The organism is Streptomyces scopuliridis (assembly GCF_042790125.1).
Lineage (GTDB): Bacteria > Actinomycetota > Actinomycetes > Streptomycetales > Streptomycetaceae > Streptomyces > Streptomyces scopuliridis_A.
This window is the reverse complement of the sequence record NZ_JBHTZS010000005.1, coordinates 113,636-132,206: the sequence shown is the minus strand read 5'-3', so window position 1 is coordinate 132,206 and position 18,571 is coordinate 113,636. Positions and strand designations below refer to the sequence as shown.

Sequence of the window (18,571 nt, the reverse complement as noted above, 5' to 3'; positions counted from 1 at the left end):
GGCAGCGGGCCCGGCGTGCCGTGCCTGTCCACGATGTCAGGAGTGAAGCCGCGTGCCCCTGGGGCTTTTCCCCGGTCCCGCCCCGCCGACGGCCCCGCTCCGGCGGCAACTTGCGCCGCCGTACCGTGATCCGCTTGCATGACGGCACCCCCTCGCCCGGAGGGGCGGGTGCCCCGGCCCCGGTCCGTACGCCGTCCCGCCCGGTCCTCAAGCCCGTCCGACGCACCGACGCGTCGCCCACCGGAGCATCCCGACGACGTGACTCCGGTGCCGTACACCCCACCGCCGCACCCAGATTCGGACAGGAGCACCATGTCGCAGCCCCGCCAGGCCGACGGACACGCGCAGCAGGCGGTACGCGGGACGCTGCCCGCGCCGCGGACGCCCTCGCCCCGCGACGCGCCACCTCTGAACTGGGGTGTCATCGCCCCGGGCGGCATCGCGGCCTCCTTCGCCGACGCGTTGCGCACACACACCGAGCAGCGTGTGGTGGCGGTCGGGTCCCGTGACTCCCGGAGGGCGCGCGCCTTCGCGGACCGGTTCGGGATACCGGCGGCCTACGGCAGCTACGCCGAGGTGATCGACGACCCGCGCGTGGACATCGTCTATGTCGCGTCACCGCACTCCGCCCACTTCGAGCACGCCCTGCGGGCGATCGAGGGCGGCCGGCATGTGCTCGTGGAGAAGGCGTTCACGCGCAACGCCCGCGAGGCGGAGCAGCTGATCGAGGCCGCCCGGGGACGCGGGGTGTTCCTCATGGAGGCGATGTGGACGCGCTTCCTGCCGCACATCGACGTGGTCCGCCAGGCGCTCGACTCCGGACTGCTCGGCGAGGTGCACACGGTCGCCGCCGACCACGGACAGTTCATGCGTCCGGACGCGGCCCACCGGCTCTTCGCCCCCGAACTGGCGGGCGGAGCGCTGCTGGACCTCGGCGTCTACCCGGTCTCTTTCGCGTCGATGGTGCTGGGGCCGTTCGTGTCGCTCACCGCCGTGGGGGAGAAGGCATTCACCGGCGTCGACGGACAGGCGTCGATCGTCGTCACCAACGGATCAGGCGCGCACGGCGTCCTGAACACCACCCTCTTCGCCCGCACCCCGACCACGGCGTCGATTTCGGGCACGCACGCCCGTCTGGAGATCGAGGGCGACTTCTACGCACCCGCCACGGTCCGTCTGATCAGCCGCGAGCGCGAACTGCTCGGCTCGTACGTCCCCGCGCTGCGCGAGGGCGGGCTGTGTTACGAGGCCGCCGAAGCGGCCCGGTGCGTCGCCGCCGGACGGCTGGAGTCCGACCTGATGCCGCTCGACGAGACCCTGCGGGTCATGCGCGCCCTCGACGGGATCCGCCGCGAGCTGGGCGTCGCCTTCCCCGGCGAGTGAGACACGTATTTCGCCCCTCCGGTGCCGCACGGCGCCGGAGGTTCCATCCGCCGCATCCCCCAGGAGTACGAACCTCATGACCCCGAGTCGTCTTGAACGCCGGAAGGTCCTGTTCATCGGTGGCACCGGAGTGATCAGCTCGGCCTGCGCCGGGCGGGCCGCCGAACTCGGCGCCGATCTCCACCTGCTCAACCGCAGCGTCTCCTCGGTACGTCCGGTTCCCGACGGCGCCACCGTGATCACGGCCGACGTCCGCGACACCGACGGGACGCGCGCCGCGTTGAAGGGCCAGGAGTTCGATGTCGTCGTCGACTTCCTGGGCTTCACGACCGACCATGTCGCCCGCGCCGTCGAGCTGTTCGGCGGACGCACCGGCCAGTACGTCTTCATCGGCTCGGCGGCCGCCTACCAGCGGCCCCCGGGACAGTTGCCCCTCGCCGAGACCGCGCCGCTGCGCAACCCCCACTCCGCCTACGCCCGCGACAAGATCGCCTGCGAGGAACTGCTCGCCAGGAGCCACGACGAGCGGCGGTTCCCGGTCACCGTCGTGCGGCCCTCGCACACCTACGACCGTACCGCCGTGCCCTTCGACGGGGGCTGGACAGCGGTGGAGCGCATGCGCCGGGGGCAGGAGGTGCTCGTCCACGGCGACGGGACCTCGCTGTGGACCCTCACGCACCACACCGACTTCGCCCGCGGCTTCGCCGGACTCCTCGGGCACCCCGAAGCACTCGGCGAGACCTTCCACATCACCAGCGACGAAGTGCTGAGCTGGGACCGGATCTACCGGACCGTCGCCGAGGCCGCCGGCGTGGAACCGCGCCTCGTGCACGTGCCCTCGGACGCGATCGCCGCGGCCGACCCGCGATGGGGCGAGAACCTGCTCGGTGACAAGGCGCACTCCATGGTGTTCGACAACGGCAAGATCCGCCGGGTGGTGCCGGAGTTCACGGCGTCCATACCGTTCGCCGAGGGCGCGCGGGAGATCATCGCGTGGCATGACGAGGACCCGGCCCGGCGCGTGGTCGACGCGCGGCTCGACGCGCTCATGGACGAGCTGATCGACGCCCACCGGCCGCGTCCGTCCTAGGAAGCCGGTACGGACCGGAAACCGGCCCGCCACCGGTGTCCCACTGCCGGGCAAGCCCGTCGGCCCTGTTCCGCGCGGTTGCTCCGGAGCAGGGCCGACGTCGTCGGTCACTGCCTACGGCAGGGCGGCGCCGCGTGCGGTGATCCACAGCTCGTACCACTCCTCGTGGGTGAGCTCGGGGTCCCGCCGCGCCGCGTCGCCGCACGCGCGGATGCGCTCGGGCCGTGCGCTGCCGACGACCGGTGCGATCCGGGCCGGGTGCCTCCGCAGCCACCACAGCAGAATCGTTTCCGGCGTCGTGCCCTTCGACTCGGCGAGTGCGGCGACGTGCCGCGCCGTCGCCTGCTCCGCGGGGGTCTCCTGCAGACCGGTGAAGCGGCCCCGCGCGAGAGCGCCCCAGGCCTGGAGACGGATCCCGTTGGCCTGGCAGTGCTCCACGGTTCCATGGGGGAAGCCGACGGACACCGCATCCGGCGTGTTCACCAGCACACCGCCCTCCAGCCAGTCCCTGCGGTGCAGGCTCATCTCCAGCTGGTTCGCCACCAGGGGAAAGTCCAGGTGTGCCTGAAGCAGCGCGATCTGCGCGGCGCTCATGTTGGACACGCCGAACCCGCGCACCAGCTTCTGCCGGTGCAGCGAGTTCAGCGCGCGGGCCACGTCCTCGGGATCGGCCAGTGGATCCGGCCGGTGCAGCAGCAGCACGTCGATGACGTCCGTGCGCAGGCGGCCAAGGCTCTCCTCGACCCGGGCGACGATGGACGCACCCCGCAGGTCGTACATACCCGGCCGGTCGCCGTCGGCCAGCCGGATTCCGCACTTGGTCTGCAGCACGATGCGCTCGCGCAGCCCGGGTGTCCGCGCGAGAACCTCACCGAACACCGCCTCCGACTTCCCGTGCCGGTAGATGTCGGCGAGGTCGAACACCGTGATCCCACTGTCGAGTGCCGCCTCGACCGCGGCCTCGGCCTCCGCGATGTCCGCCGCGCCGTACGGTGTGGTGTCCCAGCTCCCGCCGAGCCCCATGCACCCGTACAACAGTCGTTCGCCGCCCAGGACCTGGGCCAATTCCGCATTCGTTGTCACAGGCGGTCAGCCTTCCACAGCCGGGCACGCCGGCCAAATGACATCGCGGCCTGTCCGGGACGTCATCCACGGCGTGATCAGCCGGTTTGGGTCCGCGCGTGGGAGCGGCGCGTCGGAAACACTCGGCCAGAATGATCAGTTCGTGCCGTGTCGGGGCCGCACACGTGCCGTTCGCTCACAGCACCACCACCGAGCGGAGCACATCGCCCTTGTGCATGCGCGCGAACGCCTCCTCCACTCCGTCCAGTGCGATGGTCTCGGTGACGAAGGCGTCCAGGTCCAGCCGTCCCCGCCGGTACAGGTCGATCAGCAGCGGGAAGTCCCGGGACGGCAGACAGTCGCCGTACCAGGATGACTTCAGGGCGCCACCGCGCCCGAACACATCCAGGAGCGGCAGGTCCACACGCATGTCGGGAGTGGGGACCCCGACCAGGACGACGGTGCCGGCCAGGTCGCGGGCGTAGAAGGCCTGTTCGTACGTCTCCGGGCGGCCGACCGCCTCGATGACGACATCGGCGCCGTGGCCGCCGGTGAGCGCGCGGATCGCCTCCACCGCGTCCTGTGAGCGGGAGTTGACGGTGTGCGTGGCACCGAGCCCGCGGGCCGTCTCCAGCTTGCGGTCGTCGATGTCGACGGCGATGACGCACGCCGCACCGGCCAGCGCGGAGCCCGCGATCGCCGCCGCCCCGACACCGCCGCAGCCGATCACCGCCACCGAATCGCCCCGGCCCACGCCTCCCGTATTGATCGCGGCGCCGATACCGGCCATCACACCGCAGCCGAGGAGACCCGCCGCGGCCGGTGAGGCGGCCGGGTCGACCTTGGTGCACTGACCGGCGGCCACCAGAGTCTTCTCGGCGAAGGCGCCGATGCCGAGGGCGGGGGAGAGTTCCGTGCCGTCCGTCAGGCTCATGCGCTGCCGCGCGTTGTGGGTGTCGAAGCAGTACCACGGCCGCCCCCGGCGACAGGCGCGGCACCGGCCGCACACCGCACGCCAGTTGAGGACGACGAAGTCCCCCGGGGCGACCTCCGTCACACCCTCGCCCACGGACTCCACCGTGCCGGCCGCCTCGTGGCCCAGCAGGAACGGGAAGTCGTTGCTGATCCCGCCCTCCCGGTAGTGCAGGTCGGTGTGGCACACCCCGCACGCCTGGATCTTCACCACGGCTTCACCGGGACCCGGGTCCGGGACCACGATCGTCTCCAGCCGGACCGGTTCGCCTTTCGCCCGCGCCACCACACCTCGTACCCGCTGTGCCATTCTCACGGCCTTTCTCATGTCTTGTCTCGTGCTTGGTCTCGTGTCTTGTCCGGAGCGCCCTGCCGCCAGTCACGGCAGGGGCGCGCCGTTGTCGTGCTCGGCGACGCCTCGTCGGCGTCAGGGAAGGTGACGGGAGATCACGATGCGCATGATGTCCGACGTGCCCTCTTCGATCTCCTCCAGCTTGGCGTCACGCATCCACTGCTCCACCGGGTATTCGCGTGAGTAACCCCAGCCGCCGAGGGTCTGCACGGCGGCCCATGTGCAGAACATGGCGGTCTCCGAGGCGGTCAGCTTGGCCATCGCCGCCAAGCCGGTCACATCCGCTCCGGCGTCCACCGCACGTGCGGCGCGCAGGACCAGCAGTCGTGCCCCCTCGATCCGGTTGGCCATGTCGGCCAGCCGGAACGCGACGGCCTGGTGCTCGATGATGGGACGGTCGAACTGGACGCGTGTACGTGCGTAGTCCCGGGCGTATTCGTACGCGGCCCGCGCGGCGCCGACGGCGGCCGCGCCGAGGATGACACGGGAGATGTCGAACGTCCGCATCAGGCCGTGGAAGCCCTGCCCCTCGGCACCGAGCCGGTCCTCCTCGGGAACGAAGACGTCCGAGAGGAACAACTCCCGGCAGACGATGGCACGCTGGCCCATTTTCCGCATCGGCTCGCCGACGGTGAGCCCGTCGGTGTCCGCGCCCACGAGAAAGGCCGTGACCCCCCTGGACCGCTGGCTGGGATCCGTCTTGGCGAAGACGACATAGGACCGCGCGGCCCCGGCGTTGGAGATCCACGCCTTCTGGCCGCTCAGTACGTATCCGCCGTCGACACGCCGGGCCACGGTCTTGATCGACGCGGCGTCGGAACCCGAGCCGGGCTCGGTGGTCGCCAGCGCGGTCATCGGCGCGTCCGGGCCGACGAGCGGGCCGAGCCAGCGCTTCTTCTGGTCGTCGGTGCCCAGTTCGAGCACGGGGTCGGCGAAGAAGCCGTTGGAACACACGAGGTTGCCGATGCCCGGGTCGCCGAAGCAGAGCTCCTCCTGGACGAGGCACTGCGTGAACACATCGGTGAATCCTCCGCCGCCGACCTCGGTCGGGAGCATGAAGTCGGTGATACCGACCTGCGCGGCCTTGCGCCAGATGTCGACGGGGGTGACGACATCGGCCTCGTCCACCTCGCGGGCACGCGGGCGGATCTCGTTCTGTGCGAAGTCGCGGCAGAGCTGGACGACCGCCCGCTGCTCGTCGGTGAGCGGCCACGGTTCAGTGGGTGTGTTCATGGTTTCCTCCGGTGGGGTGGTGCGGGCCGTACGTCGGCGGTCCGGACGTACGGGCGTACGGTCCCGGTCCGCCGCGTGTCATCGGGCGGCGTCCTCGGGCAGATGGATCAGCGTGGGACGGTCGGCGGCGAGCGCGCTCTCCAGTTCCCGGGCGAGCTGCGCGGAGCCGTCGATGCGTACGCCGCGACAGCCCATGGCGCGGGCGATCCCGACGAAATCGGGACCCGGCAGGTCGACGGCGTGGACCGGGTCCCCGCGGTCCGCCATCTCGTTACGGATCTCGCCGTAGCCGCCGTTGTCCGAGACGATGACCGGGAGCGGGAGCCCCAACTGGGCGGCCGAGGCGAGTTCCTGGATGGTGAACATGATCCCGCCGTCGCCGTGCAGCGCGACCACCGGCGCGTCGGGGCGGGCGAGTTTCGCGCCGATGGCGGCCGGCAGTCCGTAGCCGAGGGTGCCGAGACCGGACGGGTACAGGAAGGACCGCGGGTGATGGGCGGGCAGGTTCGACAGCGCGCCGTAGTAGCAGGCCATGGCGGAGTCTCCGACGAGGAACCCCTCCCGGCCCAGTGCCTGGGCCAGGGCTCCCGTGAGTCCGAGATAGCGGGCGCCCTCGGCCCGCGCCTGGGCGGTGAAGGCCGCACGGGCCTCCGCCGCGCGGGCGTTGCCGAGATCGCACGGCCCGGCGGGCGGCAGCCGGTCGCCGATGGCACGCAGGGCGAGGGCGGCGTCGGCGACGACGGCGATGTCGGCGCGGGCGTTGGTCACGACGGCCTGCGCGTCGATGTCGACGCGCACCAGCCGTCCGGTGATGTCGAGCGGACCGCTCCACAGGTCGGCGGGCGCGAGTTCGGTGCCCACGGCGAGTACCACATCGCTGTCGGCCACGAGGGCGCGCACCGCGTCGTGGTGCGGTCCGGAACCGACGGCGAGCGGGTGGCCGTCGGCCAGAGTCCCCTTGCCGTTCGCGGTGGTGACGACCGGCGCGCCGAGCCGTTCGGCCAGCTCCCGCAGTTCGGGCGCCGCGCCGCTGCTCCCGCCTCCCGCGATGATCACGGGCCGTTCGGCGGCGGCCAGCGCCCGTGCGGCCGCGGCGGCCTGTTCGGCGGACGGGGCGGCCGGAGGAACCGGCACCCGTGCGGGCACGTGGACCGGGGCCCGCTCGTCGAGCAGGTCGAGCGGGATCTCCAGGTGCACCGGACGCGGCCGTCCGGTCGCCATCGCGGCGTACGCCTGGGCCACGGCGAGAGGGATCTCCGCCACGCTGGTGACCCGGTGGCTGTACGCCACGACGGCGTTCATCGCGGCGCTCTGGTCCTTCACCTCGTGGAGGTGGCCGTTGCCGCGGCCGGGGTGGCGCAGGGGCAGGCCCGGTGACACGAGCAGCATCGGCACCGAGTCGGAGTAGGCCTGGGCGGCCGCCGTCGCGGCGTTGAGCACGGCCGGTCCGGTCGTGGTCACGCAGACGCCGGGCTGTCCGCCGGCGCGGGCCCAGCCGTCGGCCGCGAAGGCGCCGCCCTGTTCGTGCCGGGGTGAGACATGCCGGATGCCATAGCGCGCGAGAGCGGTGTAGACCGGCAGGTTGTGTGTGCCGGGGATTCCGAAGACGGTGCGGACCTCGTGCTCGTACAGTGCGGCGACAAGCGCCTCGCCACCGGTCAGGGTGCCCGTCATGGTGTGTCCTGCTGGGCGGTGTAGATGGACTTGCCGAGCCACTGGCCGCCGTCGGCGACGAGCACGTCGCCCGTGATGTAGGCGGCGCGGTCGCTGACCAGGAACGCCGCGGATTCCGCCACTTCCTCCGGGGTGGTGAAGCGTGCGGCGGGGACACTGCTGAGCACCTGGGCGCGGGCGGCCCGGGTCGGCCAGAGAGCGGCGGCGGCTCCCTCGGTCTCGGTCGGGCCCGGGGCGATGCAGTTGAGCCGGACACCGCGGGCCGCCCACTCCACGGCCAGTGTCCGCGTCATGGCGAGCACGCCCGCCTTGGCCGCGGCGCTGTGGACGGTGCCGGGGTGTCCGTGCCAGGCGTAGCCGGCGATCACGCTGAGGACCGCGCCGCGGCCCTTCGGCAGCATGTGCCGCGCGGCGGCCCGGGTGCAGTGGAAGGTGCCGTTGAGGACGATGTCGATGACGGCCTTCCAGCCGTTCGGCGACAGCTGCTCGCCGGGCAGTACGAAGTTGCCGGCGGCGTTGTTGACCAGCACGTCCAGCCGGCCATGCCGTTCGGCCACCTGGTCCACGGCCGCGTCCACGGCATCGGCGTCGCGTACGTCGCACGACACGGCGTCCGCGCTGCCGCCCGCGGCCTCGATCAGCTCGACGGTTCCGCGCAGCGCCTCCTCGCGCCGGCCGAGGACCGTCACATGACCGCCACCCGCCGCCCAGCGCCGCGCGACGGCCCGGCCGATCCCTGATCCTCCGCCGGTGACCAGTGCCACCCGTCCGCTGAATTCGTCGGGCTGTATCCGGTGGTTCATGACTCTTCCTTGGCATCGAGGGCGGTTTCGTCCCGGTCCGTGACCAGCAGCGCGTCGACGGCGATCACACCGTCGGGACCGGCGCGCAGGGGGTTGATCTCCAGTTCGACGCGGTCGCCGGCGAGCCGCGCCACCAGCTCGGACACCGCGACGACGGCCCTGGCCAGCGACTCCACGTCCACCGCGGGACGTCCGCGCCATCCGTCGAGGAGCGGCGCGCAGCGCAGTCCGCGGACCATCGCTCTCGCCAGGTCCAGGTCGACCGGTGCGCATTCCGTGACGGTGTCCCGGTGCACCTCGGCTTCGGTACCGCCGGCGCCGACCGTCACCATCGGCCCGAGGAAGGCGTCCCGTCGTCCGCCGACGATCACTTCGGCCACATCCGGCCGTATGTCCTGCTCCTCAAGGACGTAGGGTCCGTCGCCCAGCCGCGCGTGCATGGCGGTGAACGCGCGGAGGGCGCTGGGGGCGTCGTCGAGACCGATCCGCACCCCGCCCGCTTCGCTCTTGTGCTCCAGCCAGCCGGCCTTGAGGACATACGGCGCGCGGAGTTCGCCCGTGGCACGGGTCACTTCCTGGGCGTCGCGCACCTCGCGTGCCGCGGGGAACGCGATACCGGCCTCGCTCAGCAGGGCACGTGCCGCCCAGTATCCGGGCGCTTCCGGCGCCTGGACGGATCCGGTCGCCATGGGGTGACGGCCCCGGTGCGCCTGGAGCGCGACCGCACCGGCCAGCGCGCCGGTGGCGGCTTCGATGGTGGCGAAGACCGGGACACCCGCTTCCCGCAGGACGCGGGCCGTATCGCCGTCGGCGCCCATGGAGTGCAGGAGGAGCGGCCGCCCGGCGGCCCGCGCCGCTTCCGCCAGCTCACCCGCGACGCGCTGCTCCGCCTCGGCGAGCGCCGGGCTGTCGAGACCGTATCTGCCGAAGTACCCGGACAGGATGACGCTGTCGACCTCTCCGGAGCGCAGCAGGGCGGCCGTGACCTCGCGATAGGTGCCGAGGTCCCGTTCACCGGCGCCCGCGAGGTCGACCGGGTTGGCGGCCGCCGCGCCGTCGGGCAGGGTACGGGCGAGCGCCGAGGCGACCGGTTCGCTCAGCTCCGGGACCGACAGTCCCCGCCGGCTCGCACGGTCGGCGGCGAGCGCCGCCTGTCCACCGCTGTCGCTGACGATCCCGGCCCGCGGCCCGGCGGGCAGGCTGTCCGCCAGCAGGCACGTGGACGCGTCGACCAGCGCGGACGGCGTCGTCACCCGCAGCGCGCCCGCTGCCCGGCACGCGGCGTCGACGAGTTCCATCGGCGAGGTGAGCGCGCTGGTGTGGGAGCGCGCGGCGCGGGCCCCGGCCTCGCTGCCGCCGGCGGCCAGCAGTACGACGGGCTTGCCGGCGGCCCGCAGGGTTCGTATCGCGTCGAAGATCCGTCGGCCGTCCCGGAAGCTTTCGAGGTAGACGCCCACGGCACGGGTGTGGCCGTGGTCGACGAGGTCCTCCAGCAGATCCGCCACCGTGACGTCGGCCTGACTGCCCACGGAGACGAACCGGGATATCCCGAGACCGGCCTGCCGCGCGAGCAGCGCGATCTCGCTGCCCACCTGTCCGCTCTGCGACACCACGGCCAGCGCGCCGGCCGGGAAATCGCCCCACGCGATCCGCAGGGAGGAGGCGGCGTCGAACAGTCCGAGGCTGCTGGGACCGATCATCCTGGCACCCGACGCGACGACCTTGGCGGCGAGAGCGGATTCGTCCGGCACCCCGGCGGTGATGCCCAGCAGTCCTCGGACCCCTAGCGCCAGGGCCTCGTCGACCACCGCCGGTACTTCCGGGGCGGGTACGCAGAACGCGACCAGCTCGGGCACTTCGGGGAGATCGCTCAACGAACTGGCGGTGGCTGTTCCGAGGATGTCGCCACCGCCGCGTGTGACCAGGTGCACCGCGCGCCGGGCCGAGCCCGTCAGGGCGCCGCGGGCCAGCCAGTACCCCCACTTCGCCGGGTTGGCGGACGCACCGACGACGGCGACGGAGGCCGGGTCACGGAAGACGGACAGGCCGCTGTCTCGGGTTCCGCGGGCGGACGGGATCGGGTGCATCGTGGCGGCAACTCCCCTCTGTTCAGGAGTGGTTGGGGCGGGGATGGTCGGGCGGGCCCTGGGGGCGTGCGGCCGGCGCGGCTTCCGTCGGTGCTCCCGAACCCACTACTGACTGGCGGTACAGTTAAGTGGTTGGAAGCATGTGGTCGTCGCTCGGACGTTGTCAATGCCTCCGGCGCGATTCCTGACTGACGAATCAGTTACGGGCGGGCGCCCCATCTCGGCCACGGGTCCGCCGTGCGAGCGCGGTGACCTATCCTCGGGGCGTGACACGAAGCCGCAAGGACGCTGGTCTGCGCCGCGGTGAGATTCTTTCCGCCGCCGTCGCCCAGATCGAGAAGCAGGGCATTCACCCGCTGCGGATCTCCGATGTGGCCCGCGATCTCGGGGTCAGCCCCGCACTCGTGATCTACCACTTCCGGACCAAGGAGGCGCTGATCGGCGAAGCCTTCACCTGGGCCGTGCAGCGCGATCTGGACCGCCTCGGGAGCCTGACCGCGGGCTGCTCCACCGTGCTGGCACGGCTGACCACCGCCCTCGACTGGTACGCCCCCACCGGGGGAGCCAAGGGCTGGACGCTATGGATCGAGGGCTGGGCCGCCGCGCTGCGTGAGCCCGCTCTGCGGAAGGTGGGCAGAGAACTCGACCTGCGCTGGAAGGACGCGCTCACCGCGATCATCCAGGACGGTGTGGCCGCCGGGGAGTTCACGACGGACGACCCGCGCGGCGCCGCGTGGCGGATCACCGCCCTGCTGGACGGGGTGGCCGTGCAGGCGGTGGTCCACCGCGGGGCGCAGGACCGTGAGCAGACCGAGGCGTGGTCCCGGCAGATCGTCGCCCGCGAGCTGGGACTGCGGGCGGCCGATCTGGAGCGCGGCTGATCCGGCGGTGCCGTTCCCCGGGCCCTGACCGGACAAGAACGCCGACGATCCGGTATTGACAGGTGCGAATCCGCTACTGCATCGTCGTTCAGTAAATCGCCCGGCGCGGGCCATCCCACGCGTCGGCCCCGCTCCGGGGCTCCGTACCGATCACCGTCAGTGGTTCCCAAGCCCTTTCCGTCGTCGCCGTCCCGCCTGGCCGAGCCGGGGGCGCGTGACACGAGCTCCACGTCGAGAGGCCATCTATGAACGTGCACACAGGGACCGAGTCGTTCGATGTCATCGTCGTGGGTCTGGGAGGACTCGGCTCCGCGGCGGCGTGGCATCTCGCCGGTTCGGGACGGCGCGTGCTCGGACTGGAACAGTTCGAGCTCGGTCACGAGCGCGGCGCGTCGCACGACACCTCACGCATCCTCCGGCACAGCTACCACCGGCCCGACTACGTCCGCCTGACCAAGCACGCGTACGACGACTGGGCCCATCTGGAGCAGGCCGCCGGTGAGCCGTTCGTCACGCGCACGGGCGGCGTCGATCTGTGCCCGGAGAACTCCGGCCTCCCGCTCGACGACTACTGGCGCAGTCTCGACGCCGAAGGGATCGCCTACGAACTTCTCGACGCGGACCAGGTGCGCGGTCGCTGGCCCCAGATCGTCGTCCCCGACGGGACGACGGCGATGTACCAGGAGCGTACGTCCATCGTGCCCGCGGCGCGGTCCACGGCCGCGATGCAGCGGCTGGCCGTGGCGGCGGGCGCCCAGCTCCGTGACAACACACCGGTCACCGGGATCCGGCACGGTGCCCACGGGGTCGAGGTCACCACACCGCACGCGCGCTACTCCGCCGACAAGGTCGTGCTGTGCACGGACGCGTGGGCCAACACCCTTCTGGGGCCGCTGGGACGGGACATCCCGCTGGTGGTGCTGGAGGAACAGGTCACCTACTTCGAGCCGGCGGACGCGGCCCCCTTCGCGCCCGGGGTCTTCCCCGTCTGGATCTGGCTCGACGACCCGAGTTTCTACGGCTTCCCGGCCTACGGCGAGGCAACGGTGAAGGCGGGCCAGGACTGCGGCGGGCCGCAGGTCCAACCGGACAAGCGGTCCGGCACGACCGACCCGGACATGCTGAACGTGCTGTCCCGCTTCATGAGCGAACGATTCCCCCAGAGCGGCAGGCCGATCCGGTCCAAGCGCTGTCTGTACACCCTCACACCGGACCGCGATTTCGTGCTCGGTCCGGTGCCGGGCGCGGAGCGGGTGCTGGTCGGCCTCGGCGCCGCGCACGCCTTCAAGTTCGCACCCACACTCGGCCGGATGCTGGCCGAGCTCGCCCGGGACCCGGCGCTCGCGACGACCGAGCCCTACACCACGTTCCGGCTCGACCGGCCCGCGCTGACCGACCGCGACCACCCGGTCAACTGGATGACCTGACCGAACAGGGCGTCCCGTTTCTCCCGCGGCGCACCGCGTCCACCGGAACAGACGGCCGACCCCCTCATGTCCCCCTTGAGAACGCACCGTCTGTGACGAGTGCCCGCACCGGACGGAAGCCATGACAGCCAGCCCACTGAGCACACCCCGCACCGCCACCACCGTCGCCGCACCGCCGCACCTGCAGATGATCTGGACCGACCCGGTCACCGGACGACAGGGATTCGTCGTCATCGACCGGCTGGTCAGAGGCGTCGCCAGCGGAGGACTCCGCATGCGCGAGGGGTGCACACTCGACGAAGTACGCGGCCTGGCCGCCGGAATGACCCGTAAGGAAGCGCTCCACTACGACCCGGCCAACCGGTACATCCCGCTCGGTGGCGCGAAGGGCGGCATCGACTGCAGTCCGCACGATCCGGAGGCGCGCGCCGTCCTCGGCCGCTTCCTCGACGCCGTACGGTCCGTCCTGAAGTACCACTGGACCACCGGCGAAGACCTGGGGCTGCGCCAGGACACCATCGACGAAGTCCTCGCCGAACTGGGCCTGGACAGCTCCATCGAGGCCATCTACCCGCTGCTGGACGACGCCGCGGGGGCGCGCGCACGACTGGCCGACGCGTTCGACGTCGACGTCGACGGCATCCCGCTCTCCGAACTCGTCGGCGGCCTCGGTGTCGCCGAATCGGCCCTCACCGCCCTGGACCACCTCGGCATCGCCCGTACGTCGGCGCGGGCCGTCGTCCAGGGATTCGGGTCCATGGGGGGCGCGACCGCCCGCTATCTCGCCCGCGCGGGCGTCACCGTGGTGGGCCTGGCCGACGCCCGGGGCGTGATCGTCAACCCCGAGGGCCTCGACGTCGAGCGGCTGCTGCTCACCCGCGACGGCCTGGGCGGCATCGACCGCGCACTGCTGAGCCCCGGCGACGCCCAGACCACGGGTGACGCGTGGCTCGACATCGACTGCGAGATCCTCGTCCCGGCGGCGGTCTCCTACTGCATCGACGCGACCGACCAGGCGCGGATCAAGGCCCGTGTCATCGCCGAGGCCGCCAACATGCCCACGCTCCCCGAGGCGGAGGCCGCGCTGCACGCGCGCGGCACCCTGGTCCTGCCGGACTTCGTGGCCAACTCGGCGACGAACGCGTGGTGGTGGTGGACGCTCTTCGGCGACATCGGCGCCGACTCCGCCCAGGCACACGCCAAGGTCAGGGAGGCCATGCGCCGTCTCACCACCGACATGCTCGCGGACGCCGAGAAGTACGGCGTCACGCCGCGTGAGGCGGCGCTCGGGGTGGTCGACCGCAAGATCACTGACATCGAGGCCAGGTTCGGCCGGCAGACCGGGCCCGCCGGCACACACCCCACCGGAGGCGGCCATGTCGACCCGAGCTGAACTCGTCGTGATCGGCGGCGGGTTGATGGGCGCCGCCACCGCGTGGGCCGCCTCGCGCCGCGGCCTGTCGGTGCTCCTGCTGGAGCAGTTCGACCCCGGACACCACCGGGGCAGTTCGCACGGCAGCGCGCGCATCGTCCGGCGCGGCTACGAGGACGCGCTGTACACACAGCTGACCGGAAGGTCGTTCGAACTCTGGCGGGAGCTGGAGTCCGACGCGGACGTGTCGTTGCTGCGGATGCTCGGCAGCCTGGACTTCGGAACGGACCAGTACGCTGGCGCGGTCGCCGCGCGACTCGCCGCCGCGGCGGTGGACCACGAGGTGCTGGACGCGCGGGAGGCGGAACGCCGCTGGCCGGGCATGCGCTTCGAGGGCCCGGTCGTCCATCACACGCAGGGCGGGACCGTCGACGCCGCCTCGGCGGTGACCGCGTTCCTGGACTGCGCCGTCCGCAGGGGCGCGATCGTCCGGTACGGCACCGCGGTCCGGTCGCTCGACGCGACGCCGGCCGGGGCCCGCGTGGTGCTCGCCGACGGCGACACACTCCTGGCCGAGCGGGTCGTCGTCGCCGCCGGAGCGTGGACGGCGGGGCTGCTCGGCGAGCACCTCGCCCTGCCCCCGCTGACCGTCACCCAGCAGGACACCTTCCATTTCCCGCGGCTGGACCCGGCGGCCCCCGCGTGGCCCAGCGTCCTCCACGAGCGGGGGGACGGGATCTACCACCTGGCGGGCGGCCGCGACGGCGGTCCGGACGACGACCGTAAGATCGGCGAGCACTACAGCGGCCGGAAGACGACCGCCACCGACCGGGACGGTGTGATCACCGCGCGGTCACGGGCCCGGGTCACCGAGTACGTGAAGCGGTGGCTGCCCGGTCTGGATCCCACACCCCGGTCCGAGACCAGCTGCCTGTTCACCTTCACGCCGAGCGAGGACTTCCTGCTCGACCGCGTCGGACCGTTCGTCGTCTGTTCGCCCTGCTCGGGGCACGGGGCGAAGTTCGCGCCGCTCATCGGCGAACTCACGGCGGACCTGGCGACCGGCGCCGGGGGACCGCCCGAGCGTTTCCGGCTCGCCGCTCATGTCCTCGGCGCCGGGGGTTCCCGCTGACCGGCGCCCGCCGACCGCCCCGGGCGTCCTGACATACGAGTCAGGACGCCCGGGTAAGGTGTCCTCCGTGGCACGCAAAAAGGTTGTCCTGAGGCGTGAGGAAATCCTCGAAGCGACAGTGGAGCAGATCAAGCAGCGGGGCATCGCGACCACGCGCGTCGCCGATGTCGCCGGGGCGCTGAAGGTGAGCAGTGGCCTGGTCCACTACCACTTCGCGACCAAGGAACTGCTCGTCGAGGAAGCCTTCGCGTACGCGGCGCGGCGGGAGATGGAGGCGCTGCGGACGACGATCGCGCGGTCCGGGTCCGTGGTGACCCGGATGAAGGCGCTGATCCGGCTGTACGCGCCGACCGGACAGGCGCCCGGCTGGCGGCTGTGGATCGACGGCTGGTCCGCGGGCATGCGGGACAAGGGTCTGCATGACGTGATGCGGAAGATGGACGAGGAGTGGAAGTCCTCCATCGTGTCCCTGGTCCAAGAGGGAATGGACAACGGGGAGTTCCACTGCGCCGACGCGCGGGTCGTGGCATGGCGGATCACGCTCTTCCTCGACGGCCTCGCCGTGCAGCTCGTCGCCCGGCGTGGAGCCCTGGAGAAGGCGGAAGCCGCGCAGTGGGTGCGCGAGCATGTGGCCGGGCAGCTCGGGATCGATCCGGCGGCGCTCGGGCCGCGCCGCGCCGCCGGGCGGCCGGCGGACATCTCCTGAAACGCTATTGACTGACGAATCAGTCAATAAATACGCTGCTCTCGGTGAACACTCAACCCGGTTCACCCATGGCCGCGCACAGCGAGGGGGACTCAATGGTGCCCACGCGTCGGACGACACCGCTCTCCGGCCCCACGGACCCGGGCCGCCGCATCGCCTTCGTGGCGCTGACGTGCGCCACCGCGGTCTGGGGCTGGAGTTACCTGGCGACGGTCTGGCTCCTCCCGGAGATGGGTACGGCGAGTCTGGTCGCCGTCCGCTTCCTCCTCGCCGGGCTGATCATGGTGGCCGTCCGGCCCCGCGCGATCGCGGCGCTCGGCCGCCGGCACACACTCGCCGGACTGGGGCTCGCCTGTTTCCTCGGCTCCGGAACGCTCCTCCAGGTCCAGGGGCAGCACTACATTCCCGCCTCCCAATCCGGCTTCCTGACCTCGCTCTTCGTGATCCTGACACCGCTGGTGGCACGGATCCTCTTCAAGACGAAGGTGACGAGGGGCGTATGGGCCGGTGCGATCGCGGCGATGGCGGGTCTGGGCGTCATCGCCTTCAACGGGGTCTCCTTCAGCTTCGGCACGTGGCTGACCCTGGCCGCCGCACTCGCGTACGCGGTGCAGATGGCGTTCCTGTCCGCGTACTCGTCGGCCGAGAAGGTCTACGGCCTGGCCACACTGCAGATCCTCGGCACCGGTGTGATCGCCTCGTTCTGGGCCGTACCGAACGGGATCGATCTGCCGGACACCCCGGCCGGCTGGGGCTGGCTCGCCTACTCGACCCTGCTGGCGACACTCGGCATGTACGTGGTGCAGACCTGGGCACAGTCCCGGCTCACCGCCGCGAGCGCCGCGGTCGTCATGGCCTGCGAACCGCTGTTCGTGGCCCTCTTCAGCCTGCTCGTCGGGGCGTCGCTGTCGAACCGGACGATCGTCGGCGGCCTGCTGATCCTGCTGGCGATGTACCTCGTCATCACCGCCGACCGCTCGGTCGCACCGCCGCTCGCGGATCCGCTCGCCGTCCCCGGCCCGGAAGCGCGGGGTCAGACTCCGGAAGCCCGCGGTCCGGAAGGACCGCGGGCTTCGGGCGCGTCCGCGCGGGGAGAATGACAGGAACCGTTGGGTTCCCGGCCTCAACCCCGCGTCGTCAGCTCGTTCTTGATGATCTGTCCGCCCTTCATGACGAAGCGGACGTCCGTGAACGCCGACAGTTCGCCGGACGTGCCGGGGACGGCGATGAGGTCGGCGTACTTGCCCGGGGCGATCGAACCGACCCTGTCCTCCCAGCCCATGCACTCGGCGCTGGTGAGCGTGGCCGTACGCAGCGCCTGCATCGGCGTCATGCCGTACGCGCACAGGGTCGCGAGCTGACGGGCCTGCAGGCCGTGCGGGAACCCGCCGGCGTCCGTACCGAAGCCGATCTTCACACCGGCCCGTACGGCCTTCGTGAACGCCTGGCGCTGCGCTTCGGTGGCGTGGTCGTTCTTGGCCTGTGACTCGGCGTCGAACCCGGCGGCGTCCGCGTTCTCGGCCAGCCAGTCGCTCCACCAGAGGTCGGCCGAGAGATAGGTGCCGTGCTCCAGCATCAGCTCGATGCCCTCGTCGTCGAGGTAGCAGCCGTGCTCGATGGAACGGACGCCGGCCGCCGCCGCCCTTCTGATGCCCTCGCTGCCGTGGGCGTGGACCGCCACGTACGCACCGTAGAGGGCCGCCTCCTCCACCGCGGCCCGCATCTGCGCCTCGGTGAGCTCCGGCGCGCCGGGTACGGTACCCGCCGCCATGACCGCGCCGGTGCCGATCAGCTTGATCAGGTCGGCGCCGCCGTGCAGGATCTGCCGGACACGCTCGCGCACGTCGTCCACACCGCGCACGGAACCGAAGCGGAACTCTCTGGGCAGTTCGATGTCAGGGGCCAGACCGGTGATCATCCCGCCCCCGGTGGAGACCGTCACATAGGCCCCGGCGACGGCCATGCGGGGCCCGATGACGATGCCGCCGTCGATCGCGTCCCGCAGGGCCGTATCGACGAACGCGCGGAAGGTGCCCACGTCCCGGACCGTGGTGAAGCCGGCGAGCAGGGTGTCGCGCGCGTGGCTGATCGATTCGAAGGCCTGCTGCGCGGCGCTCTGCCTGAGCTCCTGCAGCGGGTCTCCGCAGGCGGCGATGCCGACCAGATGGGTGTGCAGGTCGATCAGTCCGGGACCGAGCGTGGCCTCGCCCAGATCGATGACCTCGACACCTTCCGGAACAGGCGCCGAGCCCGGCCGCACCGCGCGGATCCGTTCCCCTTCCACCAGCACGGTCCGGTCGGTCAGCACCTCACCGGCCTCGACATCGATCAGGCGCGCGCATCGCAACGCGAGGGCCATCAGTCCTCCTTGACGAGTTGAACGCGGAGGCCGGGACC

Annotated in this window: 15 protein-coding genes; 8 read left to right on the top strand and 7 right to left on the bottom strand. The window is 71.7% G+C overall.

The window, feature by feature from the left end:
* Nucleotides 1-312: 312 nt before the first annotated feature.
* Together ACFRKB_RS09725 and ACFRKB_RS09720 are read left to right on the top strand one after the other, a co-directional pair.
* Entirely contained in the window at nt 313-1,383 is a 1,071-nt protein-coding gene (locus ACFRKB_RS09725; RefSeq protein WP_383104729.1) for a Gfo/Idh/MocA family protein, read from the top strand.
* A 76-nt stretch (nt 1,384-1,459) separates the two neighbouring features.
* Nucleotides 1,460-2,473 carry an NAD-dependent epimerase/dehydratase family protein gene (locus ACFRKB_RS09720; protein WP_383104727.1) on the top strand — a complete coding sequence of 338 codons (1,014 nt, stop codon included), beginning with the start codon at nt 1,460-1,462 and terminating at the stop codon, nt 2,471-2,473.
* A gap of 114 nt (nt 2,474-2,587) precedes the next feature.
* On the opposite strand, the gene ACFRKB_RS09715 is transcribed toward ACFRKB_RS09720, so the two are convergent.
* The 6 genes from ACFRKB_RS09715 to ACFRKB_RS09690 form a co-directional block, all read right to left on the bottom strand.
* On the bottom strand, nt 2,588-3,556 hold the full coding sequence (locus tag ACFRKB_RS09715; protein ID WP_383104725.1) for an aldo/keto reductase: 969 nt from the start codon (nt 3,554-3,556) through the stop codon (nt 2,588-2,590).
* A gap of 175 nt (nt 3,557-3,731) precedes the next feature.
* Entirely contained in the window at nt 3,732-4,817 is a 1,086-nt protein-coding gene (locus ACFRKB_RS09710) for an S-(hydroxymethyl)mycothiol dehydrogenase (RefSeq protein ID WP_383105115.1), read from the bottom strand.
* 117 nt (nt 4,818-4,934) lie between these two features.
* Complete coding sequence (locus ACFRKB_RS09705) at nt 4,935-6,092, bottom strand: acyl-CoA dehydrogenase family protein (protein ID WP_383104723.1); 1,158 nt, start codon at nt 6,090-6,092, stop codon at nt 4,935-4,937.
* Between the two features lie 78 nt (nt 6,093-6,170).
* Nucleotides 6,171-7,766 (bottom strand): 5-guanidino-2-oxopentanoate decarboxylase, encoded by a 1,596-nt coding sequence (locus ACFRKB_RS09700; protein WP_383104722.1) that lies wholly within the window; start codon nt 7,764-7,766, stop codon nt 6,171-6,173.
* Nucleotides 7,763-8,569, bottom strand: a complete 807-nt coding sequence (locus ACFRKB_RS09695) for an SDR family oxidoreductase (RefSeq protein WP_383104720.1) — start codon at nt 8,567-8,569, stop codon at nt 7,763-7,765. The genes ACFRKB_RS09700 and ACFRKB_RS09695 overlap by 4 nt, the downstream gene beginning before the upstream one ends.
* Complete coding sequence (locus ACFRKB_RS09690; RefSeq protein WP_383104718.1) at nt 8,566-10,656, bottom strand: acetate--CoA ligase family protein; 2,091 nt, start codon at nt 10,654-10,656, stop codon at nt 8,566-8,568. The genes ACFRKB_RS09695 and ACFRKB_RS09690 overlap by 4 nt, the downstream gene beginning before the upstream one ends.
* A gap of 266 nt (nt 10,657-10,922) precedes the next feature.
* Here ACFRKB_RS09690 and ACFRKB_RS09685 point away from each other — a divergent pair, with 266 nt between their 5' ends.
* The 6 genes from ACFRKB_RS09685 to ACFRKB_RS09660 all read left to right on the top strand — a co-directional run bounded on the left by ACFRKB_RS09685 (nt 10,923) and on the right by ACFRKB_RS09660 (nt 17,274).
* Nucleotides 10,923-11,537 carry a TetR/AcrR family transcriptional regulator gene (locus ACFRKB_RS09685; RefSeq protein WP_383104716.1) on the top strand — a complete coding sequence of 205 codons (615 nt, stop codon included), beginning with the start codon at nt 10,923-10,925 and terminating at the stop codon, nt 11,535-11,537.
* Between the two features lie 245 nt (nt 11,538-11,782).
* Nucleotides 11,783-12,964 (top strand): N-methyl-L-tryptophan oxidase, encoded by a 1,182-nt coding sequence (solA, locus tag ACFRKB_RS09680; protein ID WP_383104715.1) that lies wholly within the window; start codon nt 11,783-11,785, stop codon nt 12,962-12,964.
* Nucleotides 12,965-13,085: 121 nt separating this feature from the next.
* Nucleotides 13,086-14,357: a Glu/Leu/Phe/Val dehydrogenase dimerization domain-containing protein gene (locus ACFRKB_RS09675; protein ID WP_383104714.1), complete on the top strand. Its 1,272-nt coding sequence runs from the start codon at nt 13,086-13,088 to the stop codon at nt 14,355-14,357.
* Nucleotides 14,341-15,468, top strand: coding sequence for an FAD-dependent oxidoreductase (locus tag ACFRKB_RS09670; protein WP_383104712.1), 1,128 nt, complete (start codon nt 14,341-14,343; stop codon nt 15,466-15,468). Before ACFRKB_RS09675 ends, ACFRKB_RS09670 begins: the two co-directional genes overlap by 17 nt.
* A gap of 67 nt (nt 15,469-15,535) precedes the next feature.
* Nucleotides 15,536-16,174, top strand: a complete 639-nt coding sequence (locus tag ACFRKB_RS09665; protein ID WP_383104711.1) for a TetR/AcrR family transcriptional regulator — start codon at nt 15,536-15,538, stop codon at nt 16,172-16,174.
* 95 nt (nt 16,175-16,269) lie between these two features.
* Nucleotides 16,270-17,274 (top strand): DMT family transporter, encoded by a 1,005-nt coding sequence (locus ACFRKB_RS09660; protein WP_383104710.1) that lies wholly within the window; start codon nt 16,270-16,272, stop codon nt 17,272-17,274.
* A gap of 23 nt (nt 17,275-17,297) precedes the next feature.
* Here ACFRKB_RS09660 and ACFRKB_RS09655 read toward each other — a convergent pair whose 3' ends face one another.
* On the bottom strand, nt 17,298-18,533 hold the full coding sequence (locus ACFRKB_RS09655) for a metal-dependent hydrolase family protein (RefSeq protein WP_383104708.1): 1,236 nt from the start codon (nt 18,531-18,533) through the stop codon (nt 17,298-17,300).
* Nucleotides 18,534-18,571: the final 38 nt, after the last annotated feature.

Bases quoted from the DNA above. Each gene is read 5' to 3' on its own strand.
- solA (WP_383104715.1), top strand. From the start codon at position 11,783: ATGAACGTGCACACAGGGACCGAGTCGTTCGATGTCATCGTCGTGGGT.
- ACFRKB_RS09670 (WP_383104712.1), top strand. From the start codon at position 14,341: ATGTCGACCCGAGCTGAACTCGTCGTGATCGGCGGCGGGTTGATGGGC.
- ACFRKB_RS09655 (WP_383104708.1), bottom strand. From the start codon at position 18,533: ATGGCCCTCGCGTTGCGATGCGCGCGCCTGATCGATGTCGAGGCCGGT.
- ACFRKB_RS09725 (WP_383104729.1), top strand. From the start codon at position 313: ATGTCGCAGCCCCGCCAGGCCGACGGACACGCGCAGCAGGCGGTACGC.
- ACFRKB_RS09675 (WP_383104714.1), top strand. From the start codon at position 13,086: ATGACAGCCAGCCCACTGAGCACACCCCGCACCGCCACCACCGTCGCC.
- ACFRKB_RS09700 (WP_383104722.1), bottom strand. From the start codon at position 7,766: ATGACGGGCACCCTGACCGGTGGCGAGGCGCTTGTCGCCGCACTGTAC.
- ACFRKB_RS09720 (WP_383104727.1), top strand. From the start codon at position 1,460: ATGACCCCGAGTCGTCTTGAACGCCGGAAGGTCCTGTTCATCGGTGGC.
- ACFRKB_RS09710 (WP_383105115.1), bottom strand. From the start codon at position 4,817: ATGGCACAGCGGGTACGAGGTGTGGTGGCGCGGGCGAAAGGCGAACCG.
- ACFRKB_RS09690 (WP_383104718.1), bottom strand. From the start codon at position 10,656: ATGCACCCGATCCCGTCCGCCCGCGGAACCCGAGACAGCGGCCTGTCC.
- ACFRKB_RS09660 (WP_383104710.1), top strand. From the start codon at position 16,270: ATGGTGCCCACGCGTCGGACGACACCGCTCTCCGGCCCCACGGACCCG.
- ACFRKB_RS09695 (WP_383104720.1), bottom strand. From the start codon at position 8,569: ATGAACCACCGGATACAGCCCGACGAATTCAGCGGACGGGTGGCACTG.
- ACFRKB_RS09705 (WP_383104723.1), bottom strand. From the start codon at position 6,092: ATGAACACACCCACTGAACCGTGGCCGCTCACCGACGAGCAGCGGGCG.